This is a genomic window from Arthrobacter gengyunqii, from assembly GCF_023022985.1.
GTDB classification, from domain to species: Bacteria; Actinomycetota; Actinomycetes; order Actinomycetales; family Micrococcaceae; genus Arthrobacter_B; species Arthrobacter_B gengyunqii.
Genome location: NZ_CP095461.1, coordinates 365,775 through 381,994 on the forward strand (window position 1 = coordinate 365,775; position 16,220 = coordinate 381,994).

The 16,220-nt window shown below is 64.4% G+C and carries 12 protein-coding genes and 1 tRNA gene; 8 read left to right on the forward strand and 5 right to left on the reverse strand.

The window, feature by feature from the left end:
• Nucleotides 1–65: 65 nt before the first annotated feature.
• Complete coding sequence (locus tag MUG94_RS01800; RefSeq protein ID WP_227909232.1) at nucleotides 66–1,559, reverse strand: aldehyde dehydrogenase family protein; 1,494 nt, start codon at nucleotides 1,557–1,559, stop codon at nucleotides 66–68.
• Between the two features lie 223 nt (nucleotides 1,560–1,782).
• On the opposite strand from MUG94_RS01800, the gene ctaD reads away from it, so the two are divergent.
• Complete coding sequence (gene ctaD, locus MUG94_RS01805) at nucleotides 1,783–3,537, forward strand: aa3-type cytochrome oxidase subunit I (protein ID WP_227909231.1); 1,755 nt, start codon at nucleotides 1,783–1,785, stop codon at nucleotides 3,535–3,537.
• Nucleotides 3,538–3,682: 145 nt separating this feature from the next.
• Here ctaD and MUG94_RS01810 read toward each other — a convergent pair whose 3' ends face one another.
• On the reverse strand, nucleotides 3,683–8,191 hold the full coding sequence (locus MUG94_RS01810) for an ExeM/NucH family extracellular endonuclease (protein ID WP_227909230.1): 4,509 nt from the start codon (nucleotides 8,189–8,191) through the stop codon (nucleotides 3,683–3,685).
• A 213-nt stretch (nucleotides 8,192–8,404) separates the two neighbouring features.
• A tRNA-Ser gene (locus MUG94_RS01815) sits at nucleotides 8,405–8,492 on the reverse strand.
• A 65-nt stretch (nucleotides 8,493–8,557) separates the two neighbouring features.
• Here MUG94_RS01815 and MUG94_RS01820 point away from each other — a divergent pair.
• The 7 genes from MUG94_RS01820 (at nucleotide 8,558) to MUG94_RS01850 (ending at nucleotide 14,854) form a co-directional block, all read left to right on the forward strand.
• The gene (locus tag MUG94_RS01820) at nucleotides 8,558–9,535 is read left to right on the forward strand and encodes an NAD(P)H-quinone oxidoreductase (RefSeq protein ID WP_227909229.1); all 978 of its coding nucleotides are present in this window, start codon (nucleotides 8,558–8,560) and stop codon (nucleotides 9,533–9,535) included.
• Nucleotides 9,536–9,736: 201 nt separating this feature from the next.
• The gene (locus MUG94_RS01825) at nucleotides 9,737–12,028 is read left to right on the forward strand and encodes a carbon starvation CstA family protein (protein ID WP_227892413.1); all 2,292 of its coding nucleotides are present in this window, start codon (nucleotides 9,737–9,739) and stop codon (nucleotides 12,026–12,028) included.
• Nucleotides 12,025–12,237 (forward strand): YbdD/YjiX family protein, encoded by a 213-nt coding sequence (locus MUG94_RS01830; RefSeq protein WP_227892412.1) that lies wholly within the window; start codon nucleotides 12,025–12,027, stop codon nucleotides 12,235–12,237. The genes MUG94_RS01825 and MUG94_RS01830 overlap by 4 nt, the downstream gene beginning before the upstream one ends.
• A gap of 201 nt (nucleotides 12,238–12,438) precedes the next feature.
• Nucleotides 12,439–12,690 (forward strand): hypothetical protein, encoded by a 252-nt coding sequence (locus MUG94_RS01835; protein ID WP_227892411.1) that lies wholly within the window; start codon nucleotides 12,439–12,441, stop codon nucleotides 12,688–12,690.
• Between the two features lie 43 nt (nucleotides 12,691–12,733).
• On the forward strand, nucleotides 12,734–13,435 hold the full coding sequence (locus tag MUG94_RS01840; RefSeq protein WP_231705360.1) for a bacterial proteasome activator family protein: 702 nt from the start codon (nucleotides 12,734–12,736) through the stop codon (nucleotides 13,433–13,435).
• Between the two features lie 5 nt (nucleotides 13,436–13,440).
• Nucleotides 13,441–13,905, forward strand: a complete 465-nt coding sequence (locus MUG94_RS01845) for a hypothetical protein (protein ID WP_227909228.1) — start codon at nucleotides 13,441–13,443, stop codon at nucleotides 13,903–13,905.
• A 112-nt stretch (nucleotides 13,906–14,017) separates the two neighbouring features.
• The gene (locus MUG94_RS01850; protein ID WP_227909227.1) at nucleotides 14,018–14,854 is read left to right on the forward strand and encodes an aldo/keto reductase; all 837 of its coding nucleotides are present in this window, start codon (nucleotides 14,018–14,020) and stop codon (nucleotides 14,852–14,854) included.
• Nucleotides 14,855–14,942: 88 nt separating this feature from the next.
• Here the strand turns inward: MUG94_RS01850 and MUG94_RS01855 are convergent, their stop codons facing one another.
• Complete coding sequence (locus tag MUG94_RS01855; RefSeq protein ID WP_227909226.1) at nucleotides 14,943–15,335, reverse strand: flagellar assembly protein FliW; 393 nt, start codon at nucleotides 15,333–15,335, stop codon at nucleotides 14,943–14,945.
• Nucleotides 15,332–16,219 (reverse strand): flagellar hook-associated protein FlgL, encoded by an 888-nt coding sequence (gene flgL, locus MUG94_RS01860; RefSeq protein ID WP_227909225.1) that lies wholly within the window; start codon nucleotides 16,217–16,219, stop codon nucleotides 15,332–15,334. Before flgL ends, MUG94_RS01855 begins: the two co-directional genes overlap by 4 nt.
• Between the last annotated feature and the right edge of the window lies 1 nt (nucleotide 16,220).

Consider the following 16,220-nt stretch of genomic DNA (forward strand, 5'->3'; position numbering starts at 1 on the left):
CCGTCCCGGCAATCAGCCGGGACGGCATCCTTTCAGCTTTCAGCTCCGGGTGGAAGCTGCGCCGGTTAGAACGGGTACTGCCGCGGCTCTCGCTGCAGGGTCACCGTGTGATCGGTCGTGAATTCCTCAATGGCCCATTCGCCGTTGAAGCGGCCCAGGCCGGAGTTCTTCTCGCCGCCGAAGGCAACATGAGCTTCATCCTGGACCGGAATGTCATTGACGTGGGTCATGCCGGCCTTGATGCGGCGGGCAAACAGGACACCTTGGTCGAGATCCGAGGTGAAGACGGAGCTTGCCAGCCCAAGATCACTGGCATTGGCCAGCGCGAGGGCGTCTTCGGCGTCGGCCGCGCGGATGATGCTTGCGATCGGGCCGAAAATCTCCTCCCGGAAGAGCTCCATGTCCTTGGTGACATCGGCAAAGACGTAGGGGGAGAGGACCTGTCCGTTGGTGTCCCCCTCCACTACCAGCCGTGCACCCTGTTCCCGGGCCAGCTCAATCTTCTTCTGCAGGCCTTCGAGCTGCTTGGCGTTGATGATCGGTCCCACGGTGGTCTGCGGGTCCGTGGGATCGCCGGACTTCAGTGTCTTGGTGTGCGCGGCGAACTTCTCCACGAACTCGTCATAGACGGCGTCCTCGACGATGATCCGGTTCACCGCCATGCAGATCTGTCCCTGGTGCAGGAATTTGCCCATGATGGCCGCCTTCACAGCCTGGTCCACGTCAGCATCGGCCAGGACCACAAACGGGCTGTTGCCGCCGAGTTCCAGGGCCACATGCTTCAGCGTGGGACCGGAAGAAGCGAGGGCACCCAGGTTCTTGCCCACCGGGGTGGAACCGGTGAAGGAGATGAAGGAGGGGACCGGATGCTCCACAAATGCGTCACCGATCTCCGACCCGGCGCCGACGACGACGCTGAGGACACCGGCGGGAAGGCCGGCTTCCTCGAAGATGCGGGCGATCATCAGGCCGCCGGTCACCGGGGTATCCGAAGCGGGCTTGAGGACGACGGCGTTGCCGAGTGCCAGCGCGGGTGCCACGGAGCGCTGGGACAGGTGCAGCGGAAAATTCCAGGGGCTGATGACGCCGACGACGCCGAGCGGGCCGCGGTACACGCGGGATTCCTTGCCGGGCACGTCGGACTGCAGGATCTTGCCGGAGACACGGTGCGGGAACGTGGCCGATTCTTTGGTGATGGCGCGGGCGGAATCAACCTCGATGTTGGCCTTGATCACGGTGCTGCCGGATTCGGCGGCGAGCCAGGCGATGATTTCATCGCGGCGCTCGTCGAAGATCTCCGCTGCCCGTTCAATGACCGCCCGGCGGGCCGCAGGGGTCTGGGCCGCCCACTCCAGCTGCGCCTCGGCCGCCGCGGTGTACGCCTCGTCCAGGTCCTCCTTGGAGGCTTGGCGGATACTCATCAGCTCGGCGCCGTCAAAAGGACTCTTGTCCGAGAGGGTCTTTTCCGAGCCGCCGTCGCGCCATTGCCCGGCGATGTACTGCTTCGAAGGAATCCAGTCCGTGAGGGCCGGAGTCGGTGACTGAACCTGCGTTGTCATGTGTTTCTCCTTGGAGTCTCGAGGCATGTCCCCGGTTCAACCGGACACCGGACACTTTCATTCCCTGCTGCCGGGCTGCACGCCTGAGCCCGGCGCTCCGGTGAAGGAACCGTAAGGCTCTGGACGGCGGCGAAAGATGAGACCTACGATACAGACACGGCGGGCTCCGCAGGGGTCGCTGGAAGTACGTGGTTCTGGCCTATGCACCCAAGGATGGCACTGCATGTCGACGCTCAAGTACTCCGCAGATGAATCCGGCACTTTCGTGGCACCGCGCGTCGTTCCGTTGTCCAAGGGACGCATCGTCGTCAACTGGATCACTTCCACGGACCACAAAACGATCGGCTACATGTACCTGATCGCGTCGTTCACCTTCTTCTGCCTGGGCGGGGTAATGGCCCTGGTGATCCGCGCCGAACTCTTTGAGCCCGGCATGCAGATTGTGCAGACCAAGGAACAGTACAACCAGCTGTTCACCATGCACGGCACGGTCATGCTGCTGATGTTTGCGACGCCCTTGTTTGCCGGCTTCGCCAACATCATCATGCCGCTGCAAATCGGGGCGCCCGATGTTGCCTTTCCACGGTTGAACGCACTGGCGTTCTGGTTTTTCCTCTTTGGCAGCACCATCGCGGTCAGCGGATTCATTACCCCTCAGGGGGCGGCGTCCTTCGGCTGGACGGCCTACGCGCCGCTGTCCAACACCACGTTCTCGCCCGGAATCGGAGGGGACCTGTGGGTGTTCGGTTTGGCCCTGTCGGGGTTCGGCACCATCCTGGGCGCGGTCAACTTCGTCACGACGATCATCTGCCTGCGCGCGCCCGGCATGACCATGTGGCGGATGCCGATCTTCACGTGGAACACCCTCGTGACCGCCATCCTGATCCTGATGGCGTTCCCGCCCCTGGCGGCAGCACTGTTTGCCCTCGGTGCGGACCGCCGCTTCGGTGCGCACGTCTTCGACCCCGACCGCGGCGGAGCCATCCTGTGGCAGCACCTGTTCTGGTTCTTCGGCCACCCCGAGGTGTACATCATCGCCCTGCCGTTCTTCGGCATCATCTCCGAAGTGCTGCCGGTCTTCAGCCGCAAGCCGATTTTCGGCTACAAGGGGTTGGTCTTTGCCACGATCGCGATTGCCGCACTGTCCGTGACCGTTTGGGCGCACCACATGTACGTGACCGGCGCAGTGATGCAGTCCTTCTTCGCGTTTATGACCATGCTGATTGCGGTGCCTACGGGCGTGAAGTTCTTTAACTGGATCGGCACGATGTGGCGGGGCTCCATTACCTTTGAGACGCCCATGCTGTGGAGCATCGGCTTCCTCATCACGTTCCTGTTCGGCGGGTTGACCGGCATCATCCTGTCCTCGCCGCCCCTGGACTACCAGGTCTCGGACACCTACTTTGTGGTGGCGCACTTCCACTACGTGGTGTTTGGGACGGTGGTTTTTGCGATGTTTGCCGGCTTTTATTTCTGGTGGCCTAAATTCACGGGGAAGATGCTCAATGAGCGCCTGGGGAAGATCCATTTCTGGCTGCTGTTCATCGGGTTCCACGGCACGTTCATGGTGCAGCACTGGCTGGGAGTGGTCGGCATGCCCCGGAGGTACGCGGACTATCTGCCTGAGGACCGCTTCACCGCCATGAACCAGTTCTCCACCATCTCCTCCATGATCCTTGGAGCGTCGATGATTCCGTTCTTCTGGAACGTCTACATCACCTGGCGCCGCGGCAGGAAGATTGAAGTGGATGATCCCTGGGGCTTCGGATGTTCACTGGAATGGGCGACATCCTGCCCGCCGCCACGGCACAACTTCACCTCGCTGCCCCGCATCCGGTCCGAGCGGCCCGCACTGGACCTGCACCATCCCGAGCTGAAACCGCGGCCCAACGATGAGACGGACAACCCCATGGTCAAGGTCTTCGGGGCGGCGGACATGGGCAGCGAAAAGCCCAACGACCCGGACCCGCGCGACTAGCTGTCTGAAGGCAGCCATCGGGTCTGGGCCTGCCGCGCCCGCGTCGGGAACTAAGCGCCACAAACAAAGGCGGTGCCGCCGGGACCAGGGTCCGGGCGGCACCGCCTTTTGTTCTGCCTAGGCTGTTCTGTTCAAGCTGCGCGGGTTAGCCGCGGCTGCTCAGGCAAGCCAGGTACTTGACCAACTCAACGGTGTACCGGAGCCAGCCCCGGAGATCCCACCAGTTCTTCGGTGGAACCGGCGCAACACAGGTCGGGGCCGGGGGAACCGTCGGAGCAGCCTCCACGGTAACCGGAATCGTCACTGTGGTTCCGGACGGAGCCGCGGTGAGCACCAGGGTGCCCGCCCCCGAAGCCGATGCCGGCAGGGTGACGTTTACAGCTGCCGTCCCCGACGCCACGGGAGCGGTGCCGAGGGCCGTGGCCGTTCCGGCAGCATTCACCCAGCTGGCGGCCAGCCCGGTGTTCGCGGGGCTGCCCAGCGAGGTCAGGTCCAAACCTGACACGGTGAAGGACACAGCGGTTCCGGCCGTTGCAGTTGCCGGGGCGCCCTTGACGATGACGCCCTGGCGGGCAAAGTCCGGGGAGAGCGGGCTGTTGGCTTCGATGTAGCTGATCCAGGCATCGCGGTCCACCAGTCCGGAGTCCCGGGTGTCAGTGCCTTCGGAGAAGACGCTGAAGTTGTCACCGCCCTGGGCCAGGAAGCTGAATGTGCCCACCCGGTAGGCGCGGGACGGATCCATGGCGGCACCGTTGATGGTGACGGTCTGGATCCGGGAGCCGCGCGGCTGGTCCGGATCGTAGGTGTAGGTGATGTTGTCGGACAGGCCCAGTGCCAGGAAGGCGCGTGAGCTGCCGTCCGGCTGCCACTGCTGTTCCAGCATTGTTTTGAGCTGGGCGCCGGTGAGCGTGGTGGTCCACAGGTTGTTGACGAACGGCAGCACTGCGTTGGCTTCAGCGTAAGTGATCACGCCGTCGTCGCCGTAGTACAGCTCGGCCCGCAGCCCGCCGGGGTTGGTGACGCCAATCTCGGCGCCGCCGCGCTCAGCGGAGGACAACGTGTTCAGCAGGGAATCGGCCACCAGGTTGCCCAGCGTGGATTCCGAGCTGCGGTCGTCGCGCACGGTGCCGTTGAACGCCGTCGTAATGTCAGCCGTCACCGAACCGACCGGCTGGTTGCCGATCTCCGCGGCGGAGGCCAGCGCTGCATCCACAATGGACTTGACCTCTGCCACCGCGGGGTAGGCGGCGACGAGTGAGTCAGCGCTCGCAGTGGTCCGCGGAACGTTGGTCGCCGTGTAGGACAGCACCTCATCCGTTGCCGGGTTGTAATCCAGGGTGATCTGGCCGACAAACTCGCCGTAGGAACCGGTCTGCAGCACCGGACGGGTCTTGCCCTCAGTGCCGGGAACGGGGGCATCCCAGGCATACTGCTTGTGGGTGTGCCCGGTGTAGATGGCGTCCACCAGCGGGCTGGTGCCGTTGATGATCTCGGCAAACGCGCCGCCGTCGGCCAGCTCATCGGCGAGGGAGGCGCCGTCGGGGGTGCCGCTGCCGGCACCCTCGTGGTACTCGGCGATGATGACGTCCACATCGCCCTCCGCCTGCAGCTTTTCAGCTACACGGTTGACGGCTTCCACGGGATCACCGAACTCCAGCGCGGCAATTCCGCCGGGCGTGACCAGAGTGGAGGTCTCTTCGGTGACGGCACCGATGACGGCCACGGAAACGCCGTTGACGTCCAGGATCGTGTATTCGTCCAGCGCCGGGGTGGTGGTGCCCTTGAGGTAAACGTTGGCGCCCAGGTACGGGAAGTCCGCGGCCGGATCAACCCGGTCCGTGAGGTCCGAGTAGCCGGCATCGAACTCGTGGTTGCCCACTGCCGAGGCCCGCAGTCCCAGGGCGTTCAGCACGTCGAGGGTGGGGACATCCTGCTGCACCGAGGAGGCGAACAGCGAAGCGCCAATGTTGTCTCCCGCGGAGAGGAACAGCGAGCTGCCCTCGGGCGCGGCGGCCTTGAGCTGTTCAACGGTTCCGGCGAAATTCACGGTGTTGTCATCAATGCGGCCGTGGAAATCGTTGATGTTCAGCAGGTTCAGTTCCTCGGTTTCGGTTCCGGCCGGGGTAAGGTCCAGGCCGACGAGGATGGGATCGTGGTCCGAGGAACGGTACGGATCCGGTGCGTAGTAGTTGGTGACGTTGGTGTTGTAGCGGCTGTATTCCAGCGCCACGGACTCCACCGAGTTGATGTTCCAGATGTCGGCACCGCTTACGGCGTCAGCTGCTTCCGGAGATGCCAGGATGTGGTCCAGGGAGCCGACCATCCCACTGAAGGCGTAGGAGTGCTTGCCGGTGGCCTTGCCCAGATTCACGTAGCCGGCCTCGGCCAGAACGTTCATCGGATCCTCGGCGGCGTAGGAGTTGAAGTCTCCCAGCAGGAAGACCTTTTCCGTGCCGGCGGCTTCGGCTGTGCTGTCGGCGAAGGCCGCCAGTGCCTGAGCCTGCCGCACGCGGTCAGCGTTCCAGCCGCCCTGCCCGGTGTCGGCGTTTTCTCCGGAAGCCGGAGCCGATCCCTTGGACTTGAAGTGGTTGCTGACGGCCAGGATGGTGGAGCTGTCATCCCCGCCGGCGGGCTTGAAGGCCTGGGCCAGCGGTTCACGCGCGTTGGAGAAGACGGTTTCATCGTTGAGGATGACGGATTCACCCACCGGCTCGGCAACGGCTGTGCGGAAGATGAAAGCGGTGCGGATGACGTCTTCAGCGTCCGGGAGGGCTGCGGGGGAGCGGACATAATCCCAGGTTCCCGGTGCTGCCTCATTCAGGGCGGCGGTCAGGTTGGCCAGGGCTTCATCGCGGTCCTTGCCGAACACTGCGGAATTCTCCACCTCCATCAGGGACACGACGTCGGCGCCGAGCGCGTTGATGGCGGAGACGATCTTGGCCTGCTGGCGTTCCAGGTTCTCCGGGTTTGCGGCGCCGCGGGCATCGCAGCCACCGCGCACGGTCAGCGGTGCGCCCGACCGGTCGTTGTAGTAGGTGCAGCCGGTGAGGTCCGTGCCGGTGGTGCTGAAGTAGTTGAGCACGTTGAAGGAGGCGAGCTTGAGGTTACCTCCCACGCTTTCAGGTGCGGCGGTGCGCGTGGCTTCGAACGACGCCGGGACCACCTCTGCAGCATTGGCTGCCGTCAGAGCCGTCAACGGCTGGAACTTCCAGGCGCTGTTGCGGTAGTCCAGGATGACGCCGGTGGTGAAGGTGGCGGCTGCGCCGATGCGCACCGGGTTGTCCATGGTCAGGTACGGAAGCGGGATGCCCTGGTTGGCGGCGCTGAGGAAGTTGATGCTGGCGCCGTCGTCGAGCTTTACGGCCCGTGCCGCATTGTCGGCTTCGGCGGCGGCGTGCTCCGGGGTGCCCACGGCAGCGACGGCGGTGGGCTGGACCAGGGGCGAGTCGCCTGCGGCCAGTCCGATCTCCGCGTACTGGTTCAGGGAGTAGTTGTCGGTCACGGTATAGCTGCCCTGCGGTGCCAGCAGCATGCCCTCGAGGGCTTCGCGCTCCGCGTCGGAGGCAGGCCAGGCAACAGCGGCAGGCTTGACCTCTTCAGCAGGCAAGTCGAGCTTGGTCATCTGGCCGGCGGCAACGGTCATCTGGGTAAGGCCGAAGTATTCGCCGACTGCGCCGGTGACCTCAACATAGTCGCCTGCTGCCACTGAGCCGACGGTGTCTGCGGAGAACACGAAGATGCCGTCCGAAGCGGTGTGGGTGGCTGGATCCAGTGCGCCGCCGGTGCCGGGGGTCTGGATGTAGTAACCGTTGAACCCGCCGGTGGGATAGACACCCGTGACTTTTCCGCGGGTGGTGACGGTCTGCCCCACCAGCGGGCTGGCGTCACCCGAGCCCTGGATCTGGGCGATGGGAACGGCGCCTGCAGGGGGTTCGACGGGCGTGGTGGGGGACGGCGTCGGAGTTGGCGTGGGGGTTGGAATCGGTTCAGTGGGAGCCGTTCCGCCGGTTCCGGTGGGGGTCACAGCCGCACTGAGCACGAAATCCGCGGCGTTGTTGTTGGTGTCCGCGAATCCGGTCCGGTTCAAGGACTTGGGATCGCTGTTTCCTGCCGGTGCGGCGGCCGCCGAGGTTTCGAAGGTGTTCGAGGTTCCGTAGCCAAGCAGATCAACGACGCCGGCGGCGGCGGTGACCGAACCGGTGGGCAGGGGATCCACCCGGGTGGACTGGCTGGACAGGATCAGGGTGCCGCCCGAGCCGGAGAAGCTGGCGCCGATCGTCGCATCGGCTTCGGGCAGGGGTGCTCCGGTGGCTCCGTTGGAGGCGCCGGAGACCAGATAGTAGCCGCCGGCAGGAATGGTGCCGGACAGTGCGCCGATGCCGGTGGGAGCCCCCGTCGAACCGGCAGCGCGGTACTGAAGCGACCAGCCGTCAAGGCTGACGTCGGCGGAAGTCGGGTTGTGCAGTTCCACGAACTTGCTGGCAAACGGTGCGTTAGCGCTGCCGCCGCTCAGGTAGGCCTCGTTGATGATGATGCCGGGGGAAACAGCAGCACTGCTGTCTTGTGCAAAGGCCGGCAGCGCCGTGATCGGTGCTGCCAGCAGGCCGGCGGTGAGGGTGGTTCCCAGCGCGGCCTTCCAGAATGGTCTTCTCATGCCTCTTGCTCCTTGGTCCGCTGGGGTGCCAGCCGACAGTAGTGGACACCGCCGAGCGGCGCCAAGGGGGGTAACTGGAGTGACGCACGTAATACTATGTGGTCCACGTTACGAACACATGGCCTGCAGGAGACGAATCGTAGTTTTTGCCGGCGGGAGAGTCCGGGCAACAAAAAAGCGGCCCCGATAAGGGACCGCCTTTAAGGCTCTACGCGGAAGGTAAGGGATTCGAACCCTTGGTACGGGGTTACCGCACACTGGTTTTCAAGACCAGCTCCATCGGCCGCTCGGACAACCTTCCTCACTAGTAGTCTGGCAGAAAGGTGCAAAACACCCAAAATTCGATCAAGCACCGTGGAGGTCAGAATGAGAGCAATTGTCATTAATGCACCCGGGGGTCCGGAAGCCCTGCAGGTTCAGGAGGTGCCGGCACCGGTGCCCGGTCCCGGGGAGGTCCTCATCGATGTGGCAGCTGCCGGCTTGAACAGGGCGGATGTGCTGCAGCGCCAGGGCCATTATCCGGTTCCCGCCGGCGCGTCCGAATATCCGGGACTCGAGGTGTCCGGCCGGATCGCAGCTGTTGGAACCGGAGTCGAAGGGCTCTCGGTGGGAGCCGACGTCGTTGCCCTGCTGACGGGCGGCGGTTACGCCGATCAGGTGAATGTTCCCGCGGGGCAGGTCCTGCCCGTGCCGGCCGGCCTGGACCTGGTCACTGCAGCCTCCCTGCCTGAAACCGCTGCCACAGTGTTCTCCAACCTGTTCATGGCTGCCGGGGTCACTGAGGGGGACCACGTCCTCATCCACGGGGGAGCCGGGGGAATCGGAACCATGGCCATCCAAATGGTTGCGGCGTTCGGTGCGGTCCCCATGGTCACCGCCGGATCTCCGGAGAAGCTGGAGCTGGCGCGGTCCCTGGGTGCGCAGGTCCTGATCAACTACAAGACCGAGGATTTTGTGGCGCGGGTCCACGAAGTCACTGACGGCCGCGGAGCTGATGTCATCCTTGACGTCATCGGTGCGAAGTATCTGCAGCGAAACCTCGAAGCACTGGCCGTGTCCGGACGCCTGGTCGTTATCGGGCTGCAGGGTGGCACCAAGGCGGAGATCGACCTGAACCTGCTGATGCGCAAGCGGCTGGCCGTTATCGGCACCACGCTCCGCGCCCGCCCGGAGGAGGAAAAGGCCGCGATCATGCAGGCGGTCAAGCAGTATGTCTGGCCGCTGGTTGAGGCAGGAAAAATCCGGCCCCTGGTGGACAAGACCTTCCCCCTGGCCGAAGCCGCCGCCGCGCACGAGTACTTCGATTCCGGCGTCCACACAGGAAAAATCCTGTTGACCACCTGAGGCAGCGGATACCTGCCGGTGCGGGTATCCATCCCTGTATCCCGGCGGGGCCGGTGACTGTTACGCCAGTCACCGGCCTGTTTTGTGTCCGGAGTCACGGGGCGCTGATAATCTCTGGGGCAAGAGTTCGGAATCTTCCGACTCCCGCCGGTTCCACTGCCGGCTTTCACGCTTCATTACCGCAAGCAAAGGGACTCCTCCATGAGTGAGAATCGCCGGCGCCGGGCCGCTCCCGGAAAACCTGAGGACAGCGACGTCCTGGTGCAGGATCCGGACCTTCCGCCGGTGGCCCTGGACGCCGAAACGGCAGACGCCCAGGACCGGGAATGGACTCCGCTGAAGATTGCCATTTGGTCCGGCATCGCCCTGCTGGGCGGCGTGAGCTGGTACATGCTGGCCCTGGTCCGCGGGGAAACCGTCAATGCCATCTGGTTTGTTTTTGCCGCTGTCTGCACGTACTTCATCGCGTACCGCTTCTACTCCAAGTTCATCGAGCGCAAACTCCTGCAGCCCAATGACCTCCGCGCCACCCCGGCGGAGTACAAGGCGGACGGCAAGGATTACGCCGCCACGGACCGCCGCGTGCTGTACGGGCACCACTTCGCCGCCATCGCAGGGGCGGGACCCCTGGTCGGTCCGGTCCTGGCGGCCCAGATGGGCTACCTGCCCGGCACCATCTGGATCATCATCGGCGTCGTGCTTGCCGGTGCCGTCCAGGATTATCTCGTCATGTACTTCTCCATGCGGCGCGGCGGGCGCTCGCTGGGCCAGATGGCCCGCGAGGAACTCGGACGCGTGGGCGGCACTGCTGCCCTGATCGCCACCCTCGCCATCATGATCATCATCGTGGCCATCCTGGCCCTGGTGGTCGTCAACGCGCTGGCGGAAAGCCCGTGGGGCGTCTTCTCCGTGGGCATGACCATTCCGATCGCCTTGTTCATGGGCGTGTACCTGCGGTTCCTGCGTCCCGGCAAAGTCACCGAAGTTTCCATCATCGGCTTTGTCCTGCTGATGCTGGCCATCATCGGCGGCGGTATGATCGCGGACACCGCGCTCGGCGACGCACTGACCCTGGACAAGACCGTCATTGCCTGGGGCATCATCATCTACGGCTTCATCGCCGCCGTGCTGCCGGTCTGGCTGCTGCTGGCCCCCCGTGACTACCTCTCCACCTTCATGAAGGTGGGAACGATCGTGATGCTGGCGGTTGCCATCATCATCGTCCGGCCGGAAATCACCGTACCGGCCATCAGCGAATTCGCGTCAACGGACAACGGCCCGGTGGTTGCCGGCCCCTTGTTCCCGTTCCTCTTCGTCACCATTGCCTGCGGCGCCCTGTCCGGGTTCCATGCCCTGATCGCCTCCGGAACCACTCCGAAGATGATCGAGAAGGAACGGCAGACCCGCTTCATCGGCTACGGCGGCATGTTGATGGAATCCTTCGTGGCCATCATGGCCCTGGTCGCAGCCATCTCCATTGACCGCGGCATCTACTTCGCCATGAACTCCTCGGCTGCAGCCACCGGCGGCACCGTGGAAGGCGCCGTCGCCTTCGTCAACAGCCTGGGCCTGGCCGGTGTGAACCTGACTCCGGACATGCTCACCAACATGGCCTCAAACGTGGGCGAGGAATCCATCGTGTCGCGCACCGGCGGCGCACCCACCCTCGCCGTCGGCCTGGCCCAGATCATGCAGAGCCTGATCGGCGGCTCCTCGATGATGGCGTTCTGGTACCACTTCGCCATCATGTTCGAGGCACTGTTCATCCTCACCGCAGTGGACGCCGGCACCCGCGTGGCCCGGTTCATGCTGCAGGACTCCATCGGCAACTTCATCCCCAAGTTCCGTGACACCTCCTGGCGCACCGGAGCCTGGATCTGTACGGCCGTCATGGTGGGAGGTTGGGGCTCAATCCTGATCATGGGGGTCACGGATCCGCTGGGCGGAATCAACACGCTGTTCCCGCTCTTCGGCATCGCCAACCAGCTGCTGGCCGCGATCGCCCTGGCCATCTGCCTGGCCATCCTCGCGAAGAAGAACGTGTTCAAGTACATCTGGATTGTCGTGCTGCCGCTGGCCTTCGCATCCGTGGTGACCATCACCGCATCCATGTACAAGATCTTCTCCACTGTTCCGGCCGTGGGTTACTGGGCGCAGCACAACGCCTTCAAGGGAGCCCTGGAGCAGGGCGAGACCAGCTTCGGAACGGCCAAGACAGTGGAAGCCATGGAAGCGGTGGTTCGGAACACCTTTATCCAGGGCACGCTGTCCATCGTGTTTGTCACCCTCGCCATCATCGTCATCGTCACCGCCGTTCTCGCGAGCATCCGCTCGTACCGCTCCGGCGGTGCACCCAGTGCCGAGGACCCAGCAGTTCCCTCGCGGATGTTCGCACCCTCGGGCTTCCTCGCCACCCCGGCGGAGAAAGAAATCCAGGCGCAGTGGGATGCCCTCCCGGAGGACCGCAAGGTTGTCCGGAAGGCCCACTCATGACCGAGTCCGGCATCCGGCGGGCGGGGGCCCTGGACGGGCTTCGCGGTTTCGTGCGGTTTTTCCGCGATGTGATGGGGGAAGACGCCTACCGAAAGTACGTGTCCTTCCACCAGGGCTCCGGATGCAGCGGGCCTTTGCTCAGCGAACGCGAGTTCTGGAAGGACAAAATGGACCGCCAGGACTCCAACCCCGGGGGCCGCTGCTGCTAGCAGTCGGCCGCCTCCCGGTTCACGGGAGCGGGAATTGCCGGGCTAAATGATCCCGCTGCGGACGACGACGGCGGCACCCAGTGCGGGTGCCGCCGTCGTCGTCTTCTCCGTGGCCGGCAGGCAGCGGAGCCGGGCAATCCGGCGCATGTCGCTTTGTTTCCCGGCCTTGAGCAGCTGGCGCGGATCGGCCTACCGTGGAGCATGGGACATCATGCGAAGAACGAGGATCTGCCGCAGGACGAGCACCTGCGCGAAGACATCAACCTCCCCGTCGCTGACACCGATGACGAGCACCTGGCGGATGACATCAACCTGCCCCGCGAAGAAGGGGTGGGCCCGGAATTCGATGACCGGCACTACACCGCCGGACAACTGAATGCCGGGCAACAGGTGGCGGGGCTGAGCCCAAACGGGGAGTACGCGAAAAAGCGGGCGGAGGAGCTCGAAAACTGATCCTCCACCAAGCAATTCCGCCCAACCATGAGAGCATTAACGCATGACTGAAGAGAACGGATCCGCCGGCAGGGCTGACGCGGCGCGTTCGCCCGAATCCGACGATTCATCACGTGCCGGCAGGGCGGGCAGCGCTGAGGCGCAGTCCAGCAACCCCCCGGTGGGCGTTCCTGCCGCCGGTGGCGCAGCCTCCGGCAACGGTGCGGAAAATCCGGGCTCCAGCAGTGACAGCGCCGCCGGTCCGCCGAAGCTGCGCGACCTGGTGGACCAGCCCGCGAAGGTGATGCGGATCGGCACCATGGTCAAGCAGCTCTTGGAAGAGGTCCGGAACGCTCCGTTGGATGACGCAGCGCGCAACCGGCTCGCGGAAATCCATGAGCGGTCCCTGCATGAACTTGAAGACGGACTCGCACCCGAGCTGGTGGAGGAACTCCACCGCATCAACCTGCCTTTCGGAGATGACACCGTTCCCACCGACGCCGAACTCCGCATTGCCCAGGCCCAGCTGGTCGGGTGGCTGGAGGGACTGTTCCGGGGCATCCAAACCGCCATCGCCGCACAGCAAACCGCCGCCAACCAGCAGATGGCCTCACGCCTGCAGCTGCGCCAGCTGCCGCCGGGCACCGTGCTGGCTCCCGGCGTCATCATCGGAGAAAACGGTGAGCCCCGGCGTGCCGACCAGGCCCAGGCACGCTCCGGCTCCGTCCATCCCGATCCGCACAGTGGTCCCGGGCAATACCTGTAGGATTCATGGCACTTTTTGCAGCCGCCCGGCAGGGGCGGAAAGACGATAATCAGCTGGGGAAAGGCGTATGGCGCCGCGCCCACGACCGTTTCACCCGCGGCCTGGACCGCTACCACCAGATGCTGGAAGGCGTGGAGGACGACGCCGTCTACAACGAGCTGGTGACGGTGGCCAACGGCTTGGCCGAGCTGCTGCCGCGGGTGCGGGACGTGTGTGTAAACGCGCAGCGCCGGCTGCCCAGCGACGGCCAGGACATACCGGGGGCCCTGATCGCCGTGCATCGGGCGTTGTCCCGCAGCGGAAACTCCCTGGCAGCCACCGCCGAGGCTGCTGCCATGTCACGCCTGGAAGGTGAACGCTGGGGGTTTGCCTCCGCCGGCCTGCAAAACGTCCACCGGCGGGCCAAACTCGTGGAAGAGGACATCCTGGAAGCTGAACGCGCCCTGAAGGCTGCGGTTGACGGGCTCTAAAATTTCCCAAAATTCTTTCGGAGAACGGGAATAGGGGAGACACTTTTTTCGCGTCCAGCATAGAGGGGTCATTCGATGCGGCTTACCGTCGATCATTTGCAAGGATGGTCGAATGACTACATCTCCGCTTGTGACTTTCAATGACGGCAACACCATCCCCCAGCTCGGCTACGGCGTCTGGCAGGTTGAGGACGAGGTTGCCGAAAAGGTTGTTGGGCAGGCCTTCGAGGTTGGCTACCGCCACATCGACACGGCCAAGATCTACGGCAACGAGGCCGGCGTCGGCCGCGCCATTGCCGCCACCTCGGTTCCCCGCGAGGACATGTTCATCACCACCAAGGTGTGGAACGCCGACCAGGGCTACGAAGAGACCCTGAAGGCCTTCGATGCCTCGATGGAGCGCCTCGGCCTGGAGACGCTGGACCTGTACCTGATCCATTGGCTGCAGCCGAAGCAGAACAAGTACGTGGACACCTGGAAGGCCCTGATTGAGCTGCAGAAGCAGGGACGCGTCAAGTCCATCGGTGTCTGCAACTTCACCGTTGAGGCGCTGCAGGAAATCATCGACGCCACCGGCGTCGTGCCCGTCCTGAACCAGGTGGAAACCCACCCGTACCTGAACCAGTCCGAGCTGCGCGCCTTCGAAGCCAAGCACAACATCCTGCACGAGTCCTGGTCCCCGCTGGGCTCCGGCAAGGGCCTGCTCGAGGATCCCAAGCTCGTGGAAATCGCCGCGAAGTACGACGGTGCCACCCCGGCACAGGTGGTCATCGCCTGGCACCTGGCACTGGGCAACATCGTGATCCCGAAGTCCGTCACGGAGTCCCGCATCAAGGAAAACTGGGAAGCCCTGAATCTGAAGCTCTCCGCTGAGGACATCGAGGCCATCAACGCCCTCGACAACGGCACCCGCTACGGCGCGGATCCGGCCACGGCCGATTTCGCCTAAGACCCACAGGTGCACTAAAAGCAGGTGCACTAAAAGGGGCGCATACCCGAACCGGGTGTGCGCCCCTTTTTGCTGTGTCGTGGAGCCGTTAGACGGCGGCTTCCTCCAGAGGAATCCGGACCGGCCAGTCCTGCCCGTCGAGGATGACCTGCGTGCAGTGCAGCGTCCTGGTGTTCAGCACGATGGGGGCCAGCAGATTGACCGTGGTCCCTTCCTCCGTGGAGTTGGCGACGACGAGGACCCGGGCTTCGGCGGCGTCGGCAAGGTCGAGCTGGAGCCGCTGGTCATCGCTGATTTCCGGCTGGTAGCCGGGCAGGTATACAGCGGCGTCCAGGACGAAAAGCCGGAGGCCCTCGGCGTCGCCACTTTGTGCCGACTTCAGCGAGTACAGCCCGTCCGCGCCGTCCACGGCCGACAAGAGGAAATTCACCTCCGGGGCAAAGCCCGGCGGGGGAGTCAGGAACGTTGCGCGCACGCTCATCGCAGGAAGTCCATGAGCGTGGGCTGCAGCGCCCGTGCGGTGACCGACAGGGCAGTCTGGTAGGAAAGCTCCTGCAGCTTCAAATCCAGGATCACCTTGGCGGTGTCCAGGTCCTCGATGCCCGAGCGGCGGGCTTCCAGGCTCACGGTCTGCTCCAGATTGGTATCCCGTGCCTTCAGGACGGCCGCGTGCCGGACCCCCACTTCGGTATGGCGCGAAAGGATCGTGTTGGCTCGGGCGTCGATGGACGCCAGATGGCCCGTCACGTCGGCTCCTGAGCGCAGATCGGCCGCGATGCTGTCTACCAGTGCGAAGACCGAACCGGGGCCGGAGCCGAAAACGGCGGACCCATCGGCGTCGACCCTGACAGGCGCGCCGCCGTCGACCCTGCGCATCACTCCCGCGCCCGAACCGCTGTGGACGTATTCACCGTTTTCCTCAGTGAAGGCACTCTTGGCATCTGAGTTTCCGGCGAAGATGCTTCGCCCGGCAAACGTGGTGTTGGCTTCCTTGAGCAGATCCTTCTTCAGGCCCTCAAGCTCCGTAGCGACGGCATCCTTGTTCGCCGGGGACAATCCGGCGCTGGCTCCGCGCAGTGCCAGGTCCTTGATGCGGCGCATCAGGTCCGTGGTGTTGTCCAGTGCGGAATCCACAGTGGTGAGCCACCCGTCGGCGTCGTTGATATTGGAGCTGTACTGGGCATTGGCCCGGATTTCGGCCCGGACCTTCAGGGCGTCAGCCGTTCCGGCCGGGTTGTCCGAGGGTCGCGTGATGGCGGTGGAGGAAGAAACCTGTTCCTGGAGCTTGGCCATGCGGGACATGTTGGCCTGCAGGTTCTGCTGGGCGTTGCGGGCCAGGGTCTGGTTGGTGGTGCGGGTGATCAAG

Bases quoted from the DNA above. Each gene is read 5' to 3' on its own strand.
- MUG94_RS01845 (WP_227909228.1), top strand. From the start codon at position 13,441: ATGGCACTTTTTGCAGCCGCCCGGCAGGGGCGGAAAGACGATAATCAG.
- MUG94_RS01840 (WP_231705360.1), top strand. From the start codon at position 12,734: ATGACTGAAGAGAACGGATCCGCCGGCAGGGCTGACGCGGCGCGTTCG.
- MUG94_RS01810 (WP_227909230.1), bottom strand. From the start codon at position 8,191: ATGAGAAGACCATTCTGGAAGGCCGCGCTGGGAACCACCCTCACCGCC.
- ctaD (WP_227909231.1), top strand. From the start codon at position 1,783: ATGTCGACGCTCAAGTACTCCGCAGATGAATCCGGCACTTTCGTGGCA.
- MUG94_RS01830 (WP_227892412.1), top strand. From the start codon at position 12,025: ATGACCGAGTCCGGCATCCGGCGGGCGGGGGCCCTGGACGGGCTTCGC.
- MUG94_RS01825 (WP_227892413.1), top strand. From the start codon at position 9,737: ATGAGTGAGAATCGCCGGCGCCGGGCCGCTCCCGGAAAACCTGAGGAC.
- MUG94_RS01800 (WP_227909232.1), bottom strand. From the start codon at position 1,559: ATGACAACGCAGGTTCAGTCACCGACTCCGGCCCTCACGGACTGGATT.
- MUG94_RS01855 (WP_227909226.1), bottom strand. From the start codon at position 15,335: ATGAGCGTGCGCGCAACGTTCCTGACTCCCCCGCCGGGCTTTGCCCCG.
- MUG94_RS01835 (WP_227892411.1), top strand. From the start codon at position 12,439: ATGGGACATCATGCGAAGAACGAGGATCTGCCGCAGGACGAGCACCTG.
- MUG94_RS01850 (WP_227909227.1), top strand. From the start codon at position 14,018: ATGACTACATCTCCGCTTGTGACTTTCAATGACGGCAACACCATCCCC.
- MUG94_RS01820 (WP_227909229.1), top strand. From the start codon at position 8,558: ATGAGAGCAATTGTCATTAATGCACCCGGGGGTCCGGAAGCCCTGCAG.